This window comes from Micromonospora sp. NPDC049257, from assembly GCF_040678915.1.
Lineage (GTDB): Bacteria > Actinomycetota > Actinomycetes > Mycobacteriales > Micromonosporaceae > Micromonospora > Micromonospora antibiotica.
In genome coordinates, this window is sequence record NZ_JBFAQU010000008.1 from 79,537 (window position 1) to 96,383 (window position 16,847).

The following is a 16,847-nucleotide window of genomic DNA, read 5'->3' on the forward strand; positions in this document are numbered from 1 at the left end:
GGAGGGAGGAGAGGCGATGGGATCGGCCATTGGGCCCGCCGCTCGGACCGGGGTGCCGGCGTCGCCGCCTTCGGGCCGCATCTTCGGTGCCAACTAGCTCGCCTTCGTCACCGGGACCGGGCTGTCCTCCGTAGGTAACGCCGCCTGGTACATCGCCCTGTCCTGGACCCTGGCCAGCACCGTCAGCCCGGACGTGGCAGGACTGCTGCTGGCGCTGGCCACGCTGCCCCGCCTGGCGGTGCTGCTGTACGGAGGGGCTGTCGCCGACCGGCACAGCCGCCGGAAGGTGATCATCGTCAGCGACGGTGTCTCCGCCGTCGTCATGGTCGGCGCGGCCGTCGCGCTGCTGGGCGGTGGCCCGTGGTGGGTGCTGTTACTGGCTGCGGGGGCGCTATCGGTGACCGGAGCGTTCTTCGTCCCCGCCTCGGCCGCGCTGCGACCCCAACTCCTGGCCAGGGACGATCTCATCCGGGGCAACGCCCTCTACTCCCTGGCGTTACGCGGCGGGCAGGCGGCGGGTGGACCGGTCGGCGCCTATGCGCTCGCCCTGGGCGGGGGCCTGCTGGTCGCGCTGGTCAACGCCGTCTCGTACCTGTTTTCGATGGCTGCCGTCGCTGCCACCCGCCCTCTTCCCACGCCCCCGCTGAAGTCGGTGCCTGAGCAACCCTCCCGCGCCGGGGCTTCCGGTGTCCGCGCCGGTCTGGCCTACGCCTGGCGGCACACCCGGCTGCGGAGCCTGATGTTCGTGCTGTTCCTCAACGAGCTGAGCTGCGCGGGGGTGCTCAACGTCGGGCTGGCGTTGTTCGCCCGCGACCGCGGGCTCGACGAGGGCGGTGCGGGGCTGCTGCTCACCGGCTTCGCTGTCGGCTCGGCGATCGGTGCTCTCGCCCTGATCGTGGTGCCGGCCCGGCGGGCGGCCGGGCCGGTGTTCGGCGTGGCGCTGCTCGTGCAGGCCGCGCTGCTCGTCGCACTGTCCGCAGCGGACTCCACCGCCCTCGCGGTGGCGATCTTCATGGCGCTCGGCGCGCTACTCGGGGTGACCGCCAGCCTGGGCACGTCCCTGTTGCAGTCGTGGTGCGATCCGCAGTACCGGGGCCGGGTGCTGGCGGTGCTGGCGCTGGTGGCGTTCGCCTCGATCCCCCTCGGCAACCTGCTGATCGGCGTCCTGGCGGCGCGCTTCGGCATGGCCACGGCCCTGCTCGTGCACGCGGTGATCGCGGTGGGTGCCGTCACCGTGTTCCTGTCCCGCGCCGCGCTACGCCGCGCCGCCCTGTAGCAGTGGCCCGGGGTGCCCGACTGGGCTACCGACCGGCGGGGGCGTCGGATGGCGGCTCGGTGAAGTAGTCGCGGAGCACGGCGATCTGCCCGGCGCGGAGTCGGAATATCTGCACGAGCGACATCGTCGTCTGCTGCCCGTCCGTCCCGTCGAAGGCGACGTCGATCTCGGCGATGAACACGTCGGGGTCCGGAGTGTCGTGCAGGAGGTGGGCGGAGCGCGTCAGGTTCACCGTGCCCTCGGGGGTCGGAAGCTGGTGGTAGGCGTTGGTCCCGGCCCGGATCGCCGCCCGACCGACCAGTCGGCCGTGCAGCGGATGGCCGGCGGGAACCAGCGGTGCTTCGTAGACGCCGTCCTCGGTGAACAACGCGGCGATCGCATCCGGGTCCCGGGTGACCGCACCGGCGTAGACGTACCGTTGGAAGATTTCCTGGTGTGTGAGGTCCACCCTCCAGTTTAGCCTGCGGACGAGCCGGAGCGGGGGGACGCCGAACGACGACGGCCCGACGCGGAGAACCCTTCCGCGTCGGGCCGTCGTCGTTCGGGTGGGGTCAGCTGGCCGCGCAGGTGGCGGTCGCACCGGGGCCGGTGCCGTTGCCCTGGAAGCCGAAGTTGGTCGACTGCCCGGCACCGACCTGCCCGTTGTAGCTCACGTTGGTGAACCGGACGGTCCCGCTGGTGCCGCTGGACTGTGCGCTCCAGGTGCTGGTGACGCTGGCACCACCGGGCAGGTTGATGCTGACGTTCCAGCCGTTGAGGGCGGTGGCGCCGGCGGTGACCGTCACGCTCGCCGTGAAGCCGCCGTTCCACTGGTTGACCACCACCGACGCGGTGCAGCCGTTGCCCGCAGGCGGCGGGGTGGTGGGCGGCGGCGTGGTGGGCGGGGCCGTGGTGGGCGGCGGGGTCGTCGGCGGGGCCGTGGTGGGCGGCGGGGTGGTCGGCGGGGTCGTCACGGGCGGGTTGGGTGCGCCGTTGGCCAGGCTGAAGGCCAGGTCGGGCTGGAACGAGCCGGCGGTGTAGCGGCAACCGTCGGCCTCGCCCGGCGGCTTCACCCACAGGTACGCGTCGATGTTGTTGTCGCCGGTGTTGGTCGTCGGGTACTGCCCGATGCGGCGGTCGGTGTTGTCGTCGCCGCACCAGTCACCGCTGGCACCGCCGTTGCGGCTGGTGTCGATGACCTGACGCTTGCCCGACAGGCCCATGCCGTTGAGGGCGTTGATGACGTTCCGGCCGAAGTTCGCCTCGCTGGAGGTGGGGTTGTAGTTCGACACGTTGGTGAAGAAGCCGTCGGCGTACTGGACGCCGGCCGCGCGCAGACGGTTGGCCGTCTCGCTGGGGCTGTTCCAGGTGGAGTGGCCGCCGTCGAGGTAGACCTTGGCGTTGGGGTTGGCCGCCTTGAGGGTCCGGGTGGCCGTCGAGATCGCCTGGTTACGGGCGTTGATCTCGTTGCTGTTCAGGCAGGTCAGCAGGGCGAGCGAGTCGGTCTCCAGGATGATGATGACCGTCTGGTTGCCCAGCCCCCGGGCGAAGTTCGACACCCAGGTCTGGTACTGGTTGAGGTCGGGTGCCCCACCGGCGCTGGCCCCACCGCAGTCCCGGTTGGTGATCTCGTAGATGGAGAGCACCGGGATCTGCCGCGCGGAGTTGGCGGCGCCGACGAACGACGCGGCCTCGGACTGCGCGGTCGACGGGTTGAAGTTGGCGAACCACCGGGCCTGCGGCTGGCTGGCGATCTTGTCCCGGATGACGCCGACCCGCGAGTCGCCGGGGTTGGCGGAGACCCAGCGGACGACGGCCGTGGTCGGGTCACGGTAGAGCGGTCCGGATATCGTCCCGGCGGAGGCGGTGCCGCCGGCGAGGCAGACGCCGGCGGCGGTGACGCCCGCGACGGCCGCCACACTGAAGGCCGCCACCGATCTGCGGCGGAGCGAGGAGAGGGTAGCCACGACGTATTGCCTCCTGGTCACATAGATGTTTCTACATGGGAGCGTTCCCACGACGGTAGCCGAGGCACGCGCCGCTGCCAAGACGTACGGCCCGCTCATTGGGGCATCGACCAACTTCACGGTCCGGACGGGCCGGGCGGCAGCGTACCGCCGGTGTGGAGGCCCGGCGACGGGAACGGAAGGCGGCCCCGCTCACCGGGTCACGGCGTGTGCACCCGGTCGACCTTGACGGTGAGCACGACGCGCTGCTGCCCGCCACCGCCGAAACCGGGATAGGGACGGCCGAGGTATCTCCGGGACAACTCGTCGATGTGCTCGCGGGCACCGGCGGTGGCGATGTCCACCACGCTGCCGCGCAGCGCCCAGTACCGGGCCGGGGCGGCGGGGTCGGCGACGCCGAGGGCGACGCGCGGGTCGCGCCGGACGTTGCGGGTCTTCTGGTGGGTGTCCACGGTGTTGACGAGGACGTGTTCGCCGTCGGTGCCGACCCAGGTCTGGGAAATCTGCGGTGACCCGTCCGGCATGAGCGTGGTCACGAAACAGATCGCCGTGCCGCGGAGGACCGCGGTCAGGTCGTCGGGGAGAGCCGTCATGGGCTGCGCCTTCATCTCGGGGTGTGGTGGTAGAGCCGGGCGATGACCGACTCCTGCGGCGGGTCGTCGGACAGGTCGGCGCCGCGCAGGCCCGCCAGGGCGATCCGCAGCGCGCGCCGCCACAACTGCGGGGCGAAGGCGCGGGAGGCGTCCATGACGCTGCCCACCATCAGGTGTACGGCGGCGAAGTCGGCCGGGGTCGCGCCGGCCGGCAACTGCCCGGCCCGTACGGCCCGGTCGACGAGGCCCGCCACCAACGGGGTCATCCGCTCGTGCGCCCGCTGCACCTGGGCGGTGGCCTGGTCGCGCCCCCGGAGCAGCTCCCCCAGCCCCCGGCTCTGCGCCTCGATCTCCAGTTGCCGTTCGAGGAACCAGGTGAGCCCGGTGAGGGCGTCGTCGTGGCGCGCGGCCTCCTCGGCGAAGCTGACGACCCGGTCGATGTGCTCGCTGAACAGGGCGTCCAGCAGGTCCTGCCGCTGCGGGAAACGGCGGTAGACGGTGCCCATCCCGGTGCCGGCCGCCCGGGCGATGTCCTCGTACGACACCTCCAGGCCGTTGGTGGCCATCAGCGCGTACGCGGTGCGCAGCAGCAGTTGACGGTTGCGCTCGGCGTCGCGGCGCAGGGTGGGGGGCGGATCGCTCACCTGCCGGAGCCTAGCCAAATGGAATAAAAATTCCAAGTGGAAGAAGCATTCCACATCATGGTTGCGCCGAGGCCCGCCCCACCTCCCGGCGCCGGATCGGGGCGACATCGCCCACACACGGCGACAGCGCCCACACACGGCGACAGCGGCACCGCCGTCGTGCGCGGTACCGCTGTCGCCGGGGGGCAGGCGGCCCCGACCCCTGCCGCGTGCCGACCCGCCCTCGTCGGAGGGGTTCCGTTACGGCCGCAGAGCCTGCGCGGCCGGGGTCCAGGTCGACTCGTTGCTGACGTCGGCGACCCTGATCCCCTGGGCGATCTTCTTCAGCTCGGCCACCGGCAGCTTGTTGCCCAGCCCCATCCCGCTGACCTGGAGCACGACCGAGCCGTTGGCGTTCCAGATGTTGCAGAAGCCGCCGCCTGCGGCGTCGCCGCCCGGGACCGGCCGGTCCGAGCCGGGGTAGCACTTCGTCACGCCCGGCTCCGGGGACTGGTTCGAGCTGCTGCCCGGCGTGACGAAGATGTGGAAGCCGTCCTTGATGCCGTTCTCGGTCGCGTCGTACGGCGCGCTCAGGCCCGAGGTGGGCGCGGCCGGCCGGGTGTACGTCGCGCCACCGAAGTCACCGGCGCGGGCCGCGGCGATGCCGCTGAGGCCGGGCATGGCGTGCGTGCCGGACTGCAACGGGCGGTAGCCGGCCGGCACGTAGCCGACGGTGAACGGCACCGTGGCCGGCTTCGGCCGGCTGGGCTTCAGACCGCCGACCAGGCCGCCGAGGTCCTGGAAGCTGGGCGAGGCGACGGAACCGGAGATCGACGTCACCGCCGCCCAGGCGTCGGGCGCGTACTCCCAGGCGAGCAACTTGTTGCCCTCGTCGACCGGCTTGCTCGGGTCGAGGCCGACCGGCAGGGTCGCCTGCACGGCCTTGTGCCCGGCCACGGTGACCTTCCGGCCGTTCTTGATCCCGGCCGGGTCGAAGACGCCCGGCCGGTAGACGGTCAGGTACGCCCACAGGCTGGGCTTGCCCCCGGTGGCCCGCTTCTTCTGCTCGATCTCATCGCCGCGCGCCTCGATCTCGTCGGCCGTGACCGGCTTGTCGTTCGAGATGTGGCCGTCGGAGTAGACCGAGGCGATCTGGTAACCGACCGACGCGACGATCGGGTCCTGCACGTGCAGCGGGCCCGCGTCGTACCCCTTGAAGGTGAAGGTGAACGGCGGGGCGTCGGCCCAGCGGGCCTCGGCCGGGCCGGCGGCCGCCACACCCACCGGGGGCGGTGCGGCAGTGGTGCGCTGCCCGGCGCCCAGGGTCGGCAGGGTGAACGCACCGGCGACCGCGACCACGACGAGACCGGCCACCCCGGCCGACGCGAACCCGGCCCGGCGACGCCGCTGCGCCCGCCGCCCGGCCGCGACGATGTCGTCGGCGGTACGCGTCATCGGCGGCTCCTCCCCCGTCACGGCGTCCACCAGCTCATGCAACTGCATTGGTCCACTCCTCTGTCGGCTTCCCGGTGAGATTGATGCGTTCGGCGGCGAGTGACTCGCGCAGCTTCGCCAGACCACGGGAGACCTGACTCTTGGCCGTCCCCACCGTGCAGTCGAGGACGCCCGCCGTGTCCTCCAGGCTCAGACCCAGGTAGTGCCGCAGCACCACGGCGGCCCGCTGCCGGGCCGGCACCGCGTCGAGCGCCGCCCGCAGGCGCATCCGCTCGTCGGTCGCGTCGGCCGGGTCCCGCAGCGCGAGGTCCGGCATGGCGTCGCCGGCCGACCGCTCCCGCCGCCAGGGCCGCCGGGTCTCGTCGATCGCGGCGCGGTAGACCATCGTCTTGACGTACAGGTCCGGTCGGTCCAGCTTCCGCCACCGGGGGTAGAGCTTGACCAGGGCGTTGGCCACGGCATCCTCGGCCGCGTGCCAGTCGCCGCAGGTCATGTACGCCAGCTTGCGCAGCGACGCCATCTGCGACGTCACGAACTCGCGGAACGCTTGTTCGTCTTCGGCTTTCAAGTCGACTGCCTCCTCGTGACGGAGGTAGAACGGAGCCACCGGGCCGGGGAGTTGCACGTCCGGCGAAAGTAGTTGCCGAACCACTACGCGTAGCGAAGGCGGCCGCCCGCTACCCCGCAGGGCGGATCCCGGCGGGGTAGGGCCAGGCATACCGGAAACGCTACGGCCAGTGGGCTGGGTCGGCCGGTGTCGCCCTGACAGGGTTCGAGCATGACCTCGCCCGTACCTCTGCACCTGGCGACGGCGCTGCGCCGACGCGACTACCTGGTCTCCCCGTGGCCGTGGCGCGCGCTGGCGTACCTCGCCACCACCCTGCCGGTCGCCGGACCCCTGTCGATCGGCCTGCTCGTCGTCGGGGCACCCCTGCTGGCGGTGCTCAACGCGGCACGCCAGGACCGGACGGTGGAGCTGCCCATCATCGTGTTCCTCACCGTCGTCGCCCTGACGGTGCTGGCGTTGGCCCCGATCGTCAGCGTCGCGGTGGCCCCGGTCGAGCGGTGGCGGCTGCGTCTGGTCGACCCGCGCCCGCTGCACCGGCCCCGCTTCACCGATCTGGTCGCGCGCTACACCAGCGCCGGCGCCTGGCGGGAGGTCGGCTACACCTTCCTGCTCGGCGGCCTGGTGCCGCTGGCGTACTGGCTGCTGTTCCTGGTCGTGCTGCTCGACGGGACGCTGGTCGCCAGCCCTTGGCTGGTCGGCGACGCCGACTCGGTCACCGTGGTCTGGACCACGATCGACACCGCCCACCAGGCGATCCCGTACGCGGCCGTGGGCGTCGTGTGCGTCCCGGCGCTGGTGTACCTGGCCGGCCTGCTCGCCGCCGGCCAGGCGACGGTGGCCCGACGGCTGCTCGACGGGTCCGCCGAGACCACGGCGCTGCGGGAGGTCACCCGGTCCCGGGCCCGCCTGGTCGACGCGTACGAGGCCGAACGTCGCCGCATCGAACGGGACGTGCACGACGGCGCGCAGCCCCGCCTGACCAGCCTCACCCTCCAGCTCGGCCTGGCCCGGCTGGACGTGCCCGACGACTCCCCCGCGGCCCGGCCGTTGGCCGTCGCGCACGAGCAGGCCAAGGGGCTGATGGTCACCCTCCGGCAGATCGTGCAGGGCATCCGCCCGCAGCACCTCACCGAACTCGGCCTGGCCGGCGCAGTCCGGGAACTGGCCGGGGCGGCCACCATCCCGGTCGACGTCCACGCCGACCTCGGGCAGCCGCTGCCGGAGGTGGTCGAGACCACCGCCTACTTCGTGGTGTCCGAGTCCCTGGGCAACGTCGCCCGGCACGCCCGGGCCAGCCGGGCCGAGGTGCGGCTGACCCGGTCCGCCGGCAGTCTCGTGGTGGAGATCGGGGACGACGGGTGCGGCGACGCCGACCCGGCCCGGGGCAGCGGACTGACCGGGCTCGCCGACCGGGTCGCCGCCGTCGACGGCCGGCTGCTGCTGTCCAGCCCGCCCGGTGGTCCTACCCTGGTGCGGGTGGAGCTGCCGTGCCCCCGGTGACCCGGGTCGTGCTCGCCGAGGACGGGGTGCTCCTGCGGGAGGGTCTGGTCGGCCTGCTGAGCCGGTTCGACTTCACGGTGGTCGCCGCCGTCGGCTCCGCCCCGGAGCTGCTGGACGCGGTGGACGCGCACGAGCCGGATCTGGTGGTGACCGACATCCGGATGCCGCCGCAGCACCGCGACGACGGGCTACGGGCCGCCGTCACCGCCCGCACCCGGCACCCGCACCTCGCGGTGGTGGTGCTCAGCCAGCACGTGCAGGCCGAGTACGCCTCGGCGCTGCTCGACAGCGGTGACCGCCGCCGGGTCGGCTACCTGCTCAAGGACCGGGTCGCCGACGTCGCCGAGTTCGCCGCGACCCTGCGTCGGGTCACCGACGGCGGCACGGCCATCGACCCCGACGTGGTACGGCACCTGCTGCACCGCCCCCGCGACCCGCTCGCCGCCCTGTCGGCCCGGGAGCGGGAGGTGCTGGTGCTGCTGGCCGAGGGGCACTCCAACACTGCGATCGCGGCCCGGCTGCACGTCACCGAGGCCGCGATCGGCAAGCACGTCGGCAACATCCTGGCCAAGCTGGACCTGCCGCCCAGTGACGACACCAACCGTCGGGTACTCGCCGTCCTCACCTACCTGCGTACCGGCCCGGCCCGGTGACCACTGCGGGGTCGGGCGTCGCCGCCAGCGGGTCACCGACGGCCCCGGGCAGGTCCACCACCCGGGTCGCCCAGCGGGCCAGCAGGGCCGGGTCGTGGGTGATCAGCAGCACGCCGGCGGAGTGCCGGCGCTGGTAGTCGGTGACGACGGCGGCGACGTGGGCCTGGGTGGAGGCGTCGAGCATCGCGGTCGCCTCGTCGCAGAGCAGGTGGTCGGGCCGGTGCGCGAGGGCACGGGCCAGGCAGGCGCGTTGCAGCTGCCCGTCGCTGACCGCGTGCGGACGCCGGGTGAGCAGGTCGGGGGTGAGCCCGACCAGGTCGGCCAGTTCGGCGGTACGGGCGGTCGTCGCCGCGGTCGGGGTGCCGGTCGCCCGCAGCGGTTCGGCGATCAGGTCGGCCAGGCTCAGCCGGGGGTCGCTGGCGGCGCGGGGGCTCTGGAACAGGATCGCCACGCGGGTCCGCACGGCGGCCGGCACCCGGTGACGGACGCCCCCGACGGGCCGCCCGTCCAGGGTCACCCGACCGCTGTCCGGGGCGTGCAGGAGGGCCAGCACGCGGGCCAGGGTGGACTTGCCGCTGCCGGAGGGCCCGCGCAACCCGACCGTCTCGCCGGGGGCGATGTGCAGATCGACGCGGTCGAGGACGCGCTGCCGACCGAAGTGGACGGTGATCTGGTGCGCGGCGAGTCCGGTGGGGGCCACGGCCGTGGTGTCGGGTGGGCCCGTCGGGTCGTCGACGGTGGTCGTCATGCCGGTGCCTTCGAGGTGAGCGGGTGGTGGCAGGCGAGCCGCCCCCCGCCGTCGGCGGCGAGGCGGGGTGGGGTGTGGCAGGCGTCCGTGGCCCGGGGGCAGCGCGGGGCGAAGGCGCATCCGGCGGGCAGGTCGGTGAGCATCGGCGGATGGCCGGGCACCGGGGTGAACGCCCGGTCGGGCAGGGCGTCGAGCAGTCCGGCAGTGTAGGGGTGGGCGGGCCGGTCGAACAGGTCCGGGGTGGGGCGGTGTTCGACGATGCGGCTGGCGTACATCACGGCGACGGTGTCGGCGACGCGGCGGGCGGCGGCGAGGTCGTGGGTGATCAGCAGCACGGCGGCCCCGGTGTCGCAGCGGCGGCGCAGCAGGTCCAGGGTGTGGTCGACCAGCGGGCGGTCGAGGCCGGTGGTGGGTTCGTCGGCGAGCAGCAGCGGCGGGTCGGGGGCCAGCGCCAGGGCGGTGGCCAGCCGCTGGGCCATCCCGCCGGACAGTTCGTGGGGAAAGCGGTCGAGGTCGGTCGGGTGCAGGCCGACGTCGGCGGCGACCCGTTCGGCGGCGTCGGCGGCAGCCCGGCGGGGGTGGCCGTGGGCGCGCAGGGTCTCCGCCAGCAGCCGCCGGCCGGTGCGCACGGGGGTGAGGGCGGTGGCCGGGCTCTGCGGGACGAGACCGACGGCCCGACCCCGGACCTGCCGGGCGAGGTGGCGCTCCCCCACCGCGATCAGGTCGACCGGGTCACCCGCCGTCGGGTGCAGGCGGGCCCGCCCGGTGACGGTGGCGTTGCGGGGCAGCAGGCCGAGCAGGGCGTGCGCGAGGACGGACTTGCCGCAGCCCGACTCGCCGACCACGGCCAGCAGCTCGCCGGGGTGCAGGTCGAGACTCAGGTCGCTGACGGCGTGCACGACGGTGTCGCGGAGCCGGAAGCGGACGGTGAGCCCGTCGACCGCCAGCAGGGCGCGTCGGCGGCCGGTGCCGGCGGGGGCGGTCGTGGTCACAGCTGCAACTCCGCTCGTACCCGGGGGTCGAGGCGGTCCCGCCAGCGGCCGGTGAGCGCGGCGAGGGCGAGGGTGACGGTGACCAGGGCGAGACCGGGGACGATGCTGGCCCACCAGGCACCGGTGAGCAGGGACCGCTGACCGTCGTTGATCATGTTGCCGATGGAGGCGAGGTGCGGGGGCAGGCCCAGGCCGAGGAAGGACAGTGCTGTCTCGTGCCAGACGGCATGCGGGACCATCAGCGTGGTGGCCAACGCGAGGCGCGGGAGCACGTGCGGCAGCAGGTGCCGGGTGAGCACCCGGGCCCGGCCCGCCCCGCCGGAGACCGCCGCGTCGATGAACGGGCGGCTGCGCAGGCTGAGCAGTTCGGAGCGGACGATGCGGGCGGTGGACAGCCAGTGCGTCAACGCGATGGAGGCGACGACCGCGCCGAGGCTGGGGCGCAGCATCGCCACGATGAAGATGCCCAGCAGCAGGTGCGGCAGCGCGGCGATGGTGTCCACGACGCGCATCAGGGCCCGGTCGACCCGCCCGCCGACGGTGCCGGCGACCGCGCCGACGAGGCCGCCGATGACGGTGGCGACCAGGGCGGCGACCGCGCCGACGAGCAGCGAGACGCGTAGCCCGTAGAGGCTGCGCAACGCCACGTCACGGCCGAGGTCGTCGGTGCCGGCCAGGTGGTCGGGCGAGGGTGCGAGCCGGGTCCGGGCGAGGTCGACCGCGCTCTGGTCGAGCGGCCAGAGCAGAGGCGCGAGCAGGCAGGCGACGACCGCGGCGGTGAGCACACCGGCGGCCAGCACCACGCCGGGACGACCGCCCCGCAGCAGGGTCGACAGCCGACGCGACGGCCGTCGCCGGGCGGGCCTGGTGGCCGGTGCCGGGGCGGGCGGGGCGGCCGAGGGCGGGGCGGCCGAGGGCGGGCCGGCCGAGGGCGGGGCGGGCGTGGTGGCCGGTGCCGGGGCGGGGGCGGGGTCAGTCATCGAGGCGTACCCGGGGGTCGGCGGCGGCGTAGCCGAGGTCGGTGGCCAGGTTCGCGGTCAGCACCACGACGGTGGTGGCCAGGGTGGTGGCGGCCAGCAGCGGGAAGTCCGCGCCCAGCGCGGCCTGCACGGTGACCGCGCCGAGGCCGGGCAGTGAGAACACGGTCTCCACCAGCACCGCGCCGCCGACGAGTTCGGGCAGGTGGGTGCCGACCAGGGTGAGGAAGGGCAGCAGCGCGGTCCGCAGCGCGTGGCCGAACAGGACGGTACGCCCGGGCAGCCCCCGGGCGCGGGCGGCCAGCACGTGGTCGTCGCGCAGGCTCTCGGCGACGGCGTCCCGGACGAACAGCACGAACCACGGGGCCTGGGAGATCGCCAGCACCGTCACCGGCAGCACCAGGTGCCGGGCCACGTCGGCCGGGTCGGTGCCGGTGGCGGTGAGGTCGGTGAGCCCACCGGCGGGCAGCCAGCCGAGGGTGAGGGCGAACAGGGCGATCGCGGCCAACCCGATCCAGAACACCGGCATCGACTGCACGGCGTACGCGACGGACCGCAGGGCCCGGTCGAACCAGCCACCGCGCCGGTACGCGGCGAGGGTGCCGAGCAGCACGCTGGCCACCAGGACGAGGGCGAGGGCGACACCGACGAGCAGCAGGGTCCAGCCGGCGCGGGCGGCCAGCACGGAGGTGACGGGTTCGTGCCGGCTGGTGGACCAGCCGAGGTCACCGCGTAGCAGGTTGCCCACCCAGCGGGCGTACTGCACCGGCAGCGGATCGTCGACACCCCAGTTGGCGCGCAACTGCGCGAGGTTCTCCTCGGTGGTGGTGAAGGCCGCCGCGCCCGCGTACTGCTGGGCGGGGTCGATCGGGGAGGCCGCGCCGAGGGCGAACATGCCCATGCTGGTCGCGGCGAGCACCGGTACGGCCACCAGCAGCCGGCGGCGGATCACCACCCCGGCCCCGGCCAGCCGCCGACGTCGCACCCGTGGCGGGCCGGTGGGTGGGGCCTTCGTCGTCACGGTGTCTTCGTCCAGGTGTGCACGTTCCACCAGATGCTGTTGGCGACGTCGTGCTCGTGCGGCTCGACCCGGGGCGTCACCCCGGTCACGGTGTCGCGCACCACGTAGGTGTGTTGCAGGTAGGTGAGGAACACCCACGGCACGTCGGCGGCGAGCTGCCGCTGGAAGGTGGCGTACGCGGCCCGACGGGCGGCCGGGTCGGCGCTGTCCCGGCCGGCCTGCAACGCGGCGTCGACGGTGGCGGACCGGTAGGAGCCGGGGTTGAAGAAACCCTGCCCGGCGAAGGCCGACCCGAACAGCTTGAACGAGACGAAATCCGGGTCGTACGGCGTGCCGTACCCCATGATCAGCGCGTCGGTCTTCATCCGGGGGGTGATCGCGTCCCAGGTGAGGCCCTGCGGGCTGACGGCGATGCCGATCTTCCTGGCGTCGGCGGTGACCGCGAGGGCGAGTTCCTTGCGCAGGCTGTCGGTGGCCGGGTACATCAGGGTGAACGCGGCCTTCCGGCCGGCCCTGGCCCGGATGCCGTCCGCGCCGGGCGTCCAGCCGGCGGCGTCCAGGATCGCGGTGGCGGCGGCCGGGTCGGCGGCGGGCCGGCCGGCGACCGACGCCTCGACGAACTCCGACGAGGGCGGCACCGGCCCGAACGCCGGTTCCCCCGCCCCGCCGAGTACCCCGGTCACCATGGCCTGCCGGTCGACCGCCGCGTTCAGCGCCCGACGGACCGCCAGGTCGCCCAGGACCGGGTTGCCCGTCGGAAGCATCACCCCCCGGTAGTCGGCGGTGGGGACCCGATGCACCCGGTGGCCGCCCAGCCCGTCGAACCCGACGGCGAGCTTCGGCGGCAGCTCGGCCGCGTCGAACTCCCCGGCCCGCATCCGTTGTGCGCGCACGTTGTCGTCGGCGACGAACGCCACCACCACGCCCGGGTTCGCCGGCTTGCCGCCCCAGTACCGGTCGTTGGCCGCCAGCACCAGCCGGTCCCCCGGCGTCCACGACGTCATCCGGTACGGGCCGGTGCCGATCGGCCTGCGGTTGAACTCCGCCTTGTTGACGTCCTGCCCCGCGAACGCCTTCGCCGGGACGACACCCAGCGCCAACCGTTGCAGGAACGGCGCGTACGCGTGTTTCAGGGTGAAGACCACGGTGGACGGGTCGGGGGCGGCGACGGAGGCGAGCATGTCCAGGTCCGAACGCAGCGTCGAGTCGACCTTGGGGTCCAGCACCGCCTGGTAGGTGAAGACCACGTCCTGGGCGGTGAGCGGGCTGCCGTCGTGGAAGAGCACCCCCTCGCGCAGGGTCGCCGTGACGGTCCGGCCGTCCGCCGACACCTGCGGCAACTCCCGCGCCAGGGCCGGCACGAGCTGGTTGCGGGCGTCCCGGGCGACCAGTCCGTCGAAGATCAGCGACGCGCCGTCGGGGCCGTAGTTGAGCACCGGGTTGAGGGTGTCCGGCTCGCCCGCGGTGGCCACCACCACGGTGCCGCCACCGCTCGTCCCGCCGGCCGACGGGACCGGGGACGAACAGCCGACGGCGGCGAGCAGCGCGACGCCGACCACCGCCGACACGCGTACGGACCGGGGCTTGACCATGACGTACTCCTGGGATTGTCCGGTGCGGGGCCGGCGGCTCGGGCGGTGCCGTGGGAGCGCCTGTCGGCTGCGGGCCGGTCGGCGGATCAGCGGGGCGGACAGCGAGGCGGGGCCCAGCGACAGCTCCCCGGATGCGGCGGTCGCTGGCGGGCGGGCACCCCGACGAGGTGCGGATCATCGCGCCGGGGTTGCCCACCACTGTTGCCACTATTCCGCAGTTGCACTGTATTGGCAATAAGAGCGGCACCGGCCAGGCCCGCCTGGTCGACGCCCCGCTCGCCCCGATCCGGATCGGGGCCTGGGCCCGGGCCCGGACGACACAGTCTTGACGAGGCTCATCTGATCGCCCAGAGTCGATGGAATAGGTGTCCACGGCCAGGGCTCACCGGGCGAGCCGCACTGGCCGGGACACAGCTCGGCCGAATTCGAGGGCATGGCGAGCCGTCGACGGCGATCGAGGGGAGGACCACCAACGACGACAAGATGAACGGAGAAGCGGCACATGTCAGGAATAAGCACACATTGGCGACGCGGGATCGGCAGGATGACCAGCATCCTGCTGGCGGCGGCGCTCGGCGCCGTTGCGCCGGGGGTGGCCCCGACGGCTGCGGGAGCACACCCGCCGGCCTCGACGCGCTACTCCTTCGAGAACGTGAAGATCGGCGGTACGGGTTTCGTCAGTGGGATCGTGTTCAGCCAGGCCCGGAAGAACCTGGCCTACGCGCGTACCGACGTGGGCGGCATGTACCGGTGGAACGGGGCGACCGGCACGTGGAAGCCGCTGCTGGACTGGGTGGACTGGGACCACTGGGGTTACATGGGGGTGGCGAGTGTCGCCGCCAGCCCGTCCGACGCCGACCGGGTCTGGGCGGCGGTCGGGATGTACACCAACGGCGTGGACCCGCACCACGGCGCGATCCTGCGCTCCCGGGACCGGGGTGACTCGTGGCAGGCCACCGAGCTGCCGTTCACCCTGGGTGGCAACATGAGCGGTCGCGGCATGGGCGAGCGGTTGGCCGTGGACCCGGCCAACGACAGGGTGCTCTACCTGGGTGCGCCGAGCGGCAACGGCCTCTGGCGCAGCACCGACGGCGGTGCCCGCTGGTCGCGGGTGACCAGCTTCCCCCACACCGGGGACAACCCGCAGACGACCGGCACCGCCGAGGACCCCGGGCTGGTCTGGGTGGCGTTCGACCGGAACACCGAACGGCACGGAACCACGACGAAGACCATCTACGTCGGGGTCGCCGACCCGGACGACCCGGTCTACCGCAGCACCGACGGCGGTGCGACCTGGAGCCCGCTGGCCGGGGCACCGACCGGCTACTTCCCGCACCGGGGCGTGGTCGACCCGGTCAACCACCTGCTCTACGTCACCACCGCCGACAACATCGGCCCGTTCGGCGGCGGCAAGGGCGACGTGTGGAGGTACGCGGCCACCCCGGGCACCTGGACGCAGATCAGTCCGGTCCCGTCGAGCAGCGGCGACAACTACTTCGGCTACTCCGGCCTGACCGTCGACCGCAGCGACCCGGACACGATCATGGTCGGTTCCCAGGTCTCCTGGTGGCCGGACGGCATCATCTGGCGCAGCACCGACGGCGGCGGCACCTGGTCGCGGATCTGGGACTGGGACGCCTGGCCGAACCGCAAGCTGCGTTACACCATCGACAGCAGCCCGAACCCGTGGATGACGATGGGCAGGCAGGACGACCCACCGCTCTACGCCCCCAACATCGGCCAGGTGATCTCCGCGCTGGAGATCGACCCGTTCGACTCCGACCGCCTGCTGTTCAACGGCGGCCCCGGCATCGCCGGCACCACGGACCTGACCGCCTGGGACTCCGGTGACACCTTCACCATCACCCCGATGGTGGACGGCCTGGAGGAGGGGGCGGTGCAGGGCCTGGTCAAGCCGCCCGGTGGCCCGCTGGTCAGCGCGATGGGCGACGTGGGTGGCTTCCGCCACGACGACCTCGACGCCGCCCCAAAGACGATCTTCACCAACCCGATCTTCTCCACCACCCGCAGCGTCGACTTCGCCGAGCGCAACCCCCGGGTGATCGTGCGGGCCGGTGACTTCAACGACGCCGACCGCCCCGGCGACAGTCACGCGGCGTTCTCCACCGACGGCGGTGCGACCTGGTTCCAGGGCACCGAGCCGAACGGCGTCAACTCCGGCGGCAGCATCGCCGCCTCGGCCGACGGCAGCCGGTTCGTCTGGGCCCCGGGCGACTCGGGCCAACCGGTCGTCCACTCGGTCGGGTTCGGCACCTCGTGGACACCGTCCGTGGGAGTTCCGGCCAACGCCATGGTCATCGCCGACCGGGTGAACCCGCTGAAGTTCTACGCCTACTCCAACGGCACGGTGCACGTCAGCACCGACGGCGGGGCCAGCTTCACCGCCTCGGCGGCCACCGGCCTCCCCACGACCAACTGGGGGGTACGCCTCAAGGCGGTACCCGGACACGAGGGTGAGATCTGGGTCGCCGGTGGCGCGTCCTGGACCTCGTACGGGCTGTGGCGGTCGACCGACTCCGGTGCCTCGTTCCAGCGGGTGTCGACAGTGGACACCGCCGACAACGTGGGCTTCGGCAAGGCGGCACCGGGGCGGTCCTACCCGGCGCTCTACGTCGCCGCCAAGGTACGCGGCCAGCAGGGCGTCTTCCGCTCCGACGACGCCGGCCGCAGCTGGGTGCGGATCAATGACGACCGGCACCAGTACGGCGGTCTCCCCGAGTCACTCACCGGCGATCCTGACGTCTACGGTCGGGTCTACCTGAGCGGCTACGGGCGGGGCATCGTCTACGGCGACCCGGCACGTCGGTGAGACCTGCCGGGGCCCGGCATGTTCCGGGGCCCGGCAGGTTCCGGTGGGTTTGACGGCACGAGGGCCCGGAGCC

The 16,847-nt window shown here is 73.3% G+C and carries 15 protein-coding genes; 4 read left to right on the plus strand and 11 right to left on the minus strand.

The features are described from left to right. The first annotated feature begins 121 nt into the window (after window positions 1-121). Window positions 122-1,276: an MFS transporter gene (locus AB0K25_RS14845; RefSeq protein ID WP_357533354.1), complete on the plus strand. Its 1,155-nt coding sequence runs from the start codon at window positions 122-124 to the stop codon at window positions 1,274-1,276. Between the two features lie 25 nt (window positions 1,277-1,301). Here the strand turns inward: AB0K25_RS14845 and AB0K25_RS14850 are convergent, their stop codons facing one another. From AB0K25_RS14850 to AB0K25_RS14875, 6 genes are all read right to left on the minus strand, one after another. Further along, complete coding sequence (locus AB0K25_RS14850) at window positions 1,302-1,724, minus strand: nuclear transport factor 2 family protein (RefSeq protein ID WP_219466358.1); 423 nt, start codon at window positions 1,722-1,724, stop codon at window positions 1,302-1,304. A 103-nt stretch (window positions 1,725-1,827) separates the two neighbouring features. Continuing rightward, window positions 1,828-3,222 carry a glycoside hydrolase family 6 protein gene (locus tag AB0K25_RS14855; RefSeq protein WP_308290996.1) on the minus strand — a complete coding sequence of 465 codons (1,395 nt, stop codon included), beginning with the start codon at window positions 3,220-3,222 and terminating at the stop codon, window positions 1,828-1,830. A 200-nt stretch (window positions 3,223-3,422) separates the two neighbouring features. After that, window positions 3,423-3,815, minus strand: a complete 393-nt coding sequence (locus tag AB0K25_RS14860; protein WP_219466354.1) for a PPOX class F420-dependent oxidoreductase — start codon at window positions 3,813-3,815, stop codon at window positions 3,423-3,425. A gap of 11 nt (window positions 3,816-3,826) precedes the next feature. Continuing rightward, a complete protein-coding gene (locus AB0K25_RS14865) occupies window positions 3,827-4,459 on the minus strand; it encodes a TetR/AcrR family transcriptional regulator (RefSeq protein WP_308290995.1) in 633 nt (210 codons plus the stop codon). A 240-nt stretch (window positions 4,460-4,699) separates the two neighbouring features. Continuing rightward, complete coding sequence (locus AB0K25_RS14870) at window positions 4,700-5,941, minus strand: hypothetical protein (RefSeq protein WP_219466347.1); 1,242 nt, start codon at window positions 5,939-5,941, stop codon at window positions 4,700-4,702. After that, window positions 5,928-6,461, minus strand: coding sequence for a SigE family RNA polymerase sigma factor (locus tag AB0K25_RS14875; RefSeq protein WP_208565688.1), 534 nt, complete (start codon window positions 6,459-6,461; stop codon window positions 5,928-5,930). Before AB0K25_RS14875 ends, AB0K25_RS14870 begins: the two co-directional genes overlap by 14 nt. 210 nt (window positions 6,462-6,671) lie before the next feature. On the opposite strand from AB0K25_RS14875, the gene AB0K25_RS14880 reads away from it, so the two are divergent. Next, entirely contained in the window at window positions 6,672-7,961 is a 1,290-nt protein-coding gene (locus tag AB0K25_RS14880) for a sensor histidine kinase (RefSeq protein WP_219466339.1), read from the plus strand. Next, window positions 7,949-8,614 (plus strand): response regulator transcription factor, encoded by a 666-nt coding sequence (locus tag AB0K25_RS14885; protein ID WP_219466336.1) that lies wholly within the window; start codon window positions 7,949-7,951, stop codon window positions 8,612-8,614. The genes AB0K25_RS14880 and AB0K25_RS14885 overlap by 13 nt, the downstream gene beginning before the upstream one ends. On the opposite strand, the gene AB0K25_RS14890 is transcribed toward AB0K25_RS14885, so the two are convergent. Genes AB0K25_RS14890 through AB0K25_RS14910 form a run of 5 tightly spaced genes read right to left on the minus strand, consistent with a single transcriptional unit; the run spans window position 8,583 to window position 13,944 of the window. Continuing rightward, the gene (locus AB0K25_RS14890) at window positions 8,583-9,362 is read right to left on the minus strand and encodes a dipeptide/oligopeptide/nickel ABC transporter ATP-binding protein (protein ID WP_219466333.1); all 780 of its coding nucleotides are present in this window, start codon (window positions 9,360-9,362) and stop codon (window positions 8,583-8,585) included. The two genes, AB0K25_RS14885 and AB0K25_RS14890, sit on opposite strands and share 32 nt — an antisense overlap. Continuing rightward, window positions 9,359-10,354 carry an ABC transporter ATP-binding protein gene (locus AB0K25_RS14895; RefSeq protein ID WP_219466330.1) on the minus strand — a complete coding sequence of 332 codons (996 nt, stop codon included), beginning with the start codon at window positions 10,352-10,354 and terminating at the stop codon, window positions 9,359-9,361. The genes AB0K25_RS14890 and AB0K25_RS14895 overlap by 4 nt, the downstream gene beginning before the upstream one ends. Further along, window positions 10,351-11,334 carry an ABC transporter permease gene (locus AB0K25_RS14900; RefSeq protein ID WP_363820557.1) on the minus strand — a complete coding sequence of 328 codons (984 nt, stop codon included), beginning with the start codon at window positions 11,332-11,334 and terminating at the stop codon, window positions 10,351-10,353. The genes AB0K25_RS14895 and AB0K25_RS14900 overlap by 4 nt, the downstream gene beginning before the upstream one ends. After that, entirely contained in the window at window positions 11,327-12,352 is a 1,026-nt protein-coding gene (locus AB0K25_RS14905; RefSeq protein ID WP_308290994.1) for an ABC transporter permease, read from the minus strand. The genes AB0K25_RS14900 and AB0K25_RS14905 overlap by 8 nt, the downstream gene beginning before the upstream one ends. Beyond that, entirely contained in the window at window positions 12,349-13,944 is a 1,596-nt protein-coding gene (locus tag AB0K25_RS14910; RefSeq protein WP_219466328.1) for an ABC transporter substrate-binding protein, read from the minus strand. Before AB0K25_RS14910 ends, AB0K25_RS14905 begins: the two co-directional genes overlap by 4 nt. Before the next feature lie 544 nt (window positions 13,945-14,488). Between AB0K25_RS14910 and AB0K25_RS14915 the strand changes: the two genes are divergently transcribed. Next, window positions 14,489-16,774, plus strand: coding sequence for a xyloglucanase (locus AB0K25_RS14915; RefSeq protein WP_357533225.1), 2,286 nt, complete (start codon window positions 14,489-14,491; stop codon window positions 16,772-16,774). Window positions 16,775-16,847 lie beyond the last annotated feature (73 nt).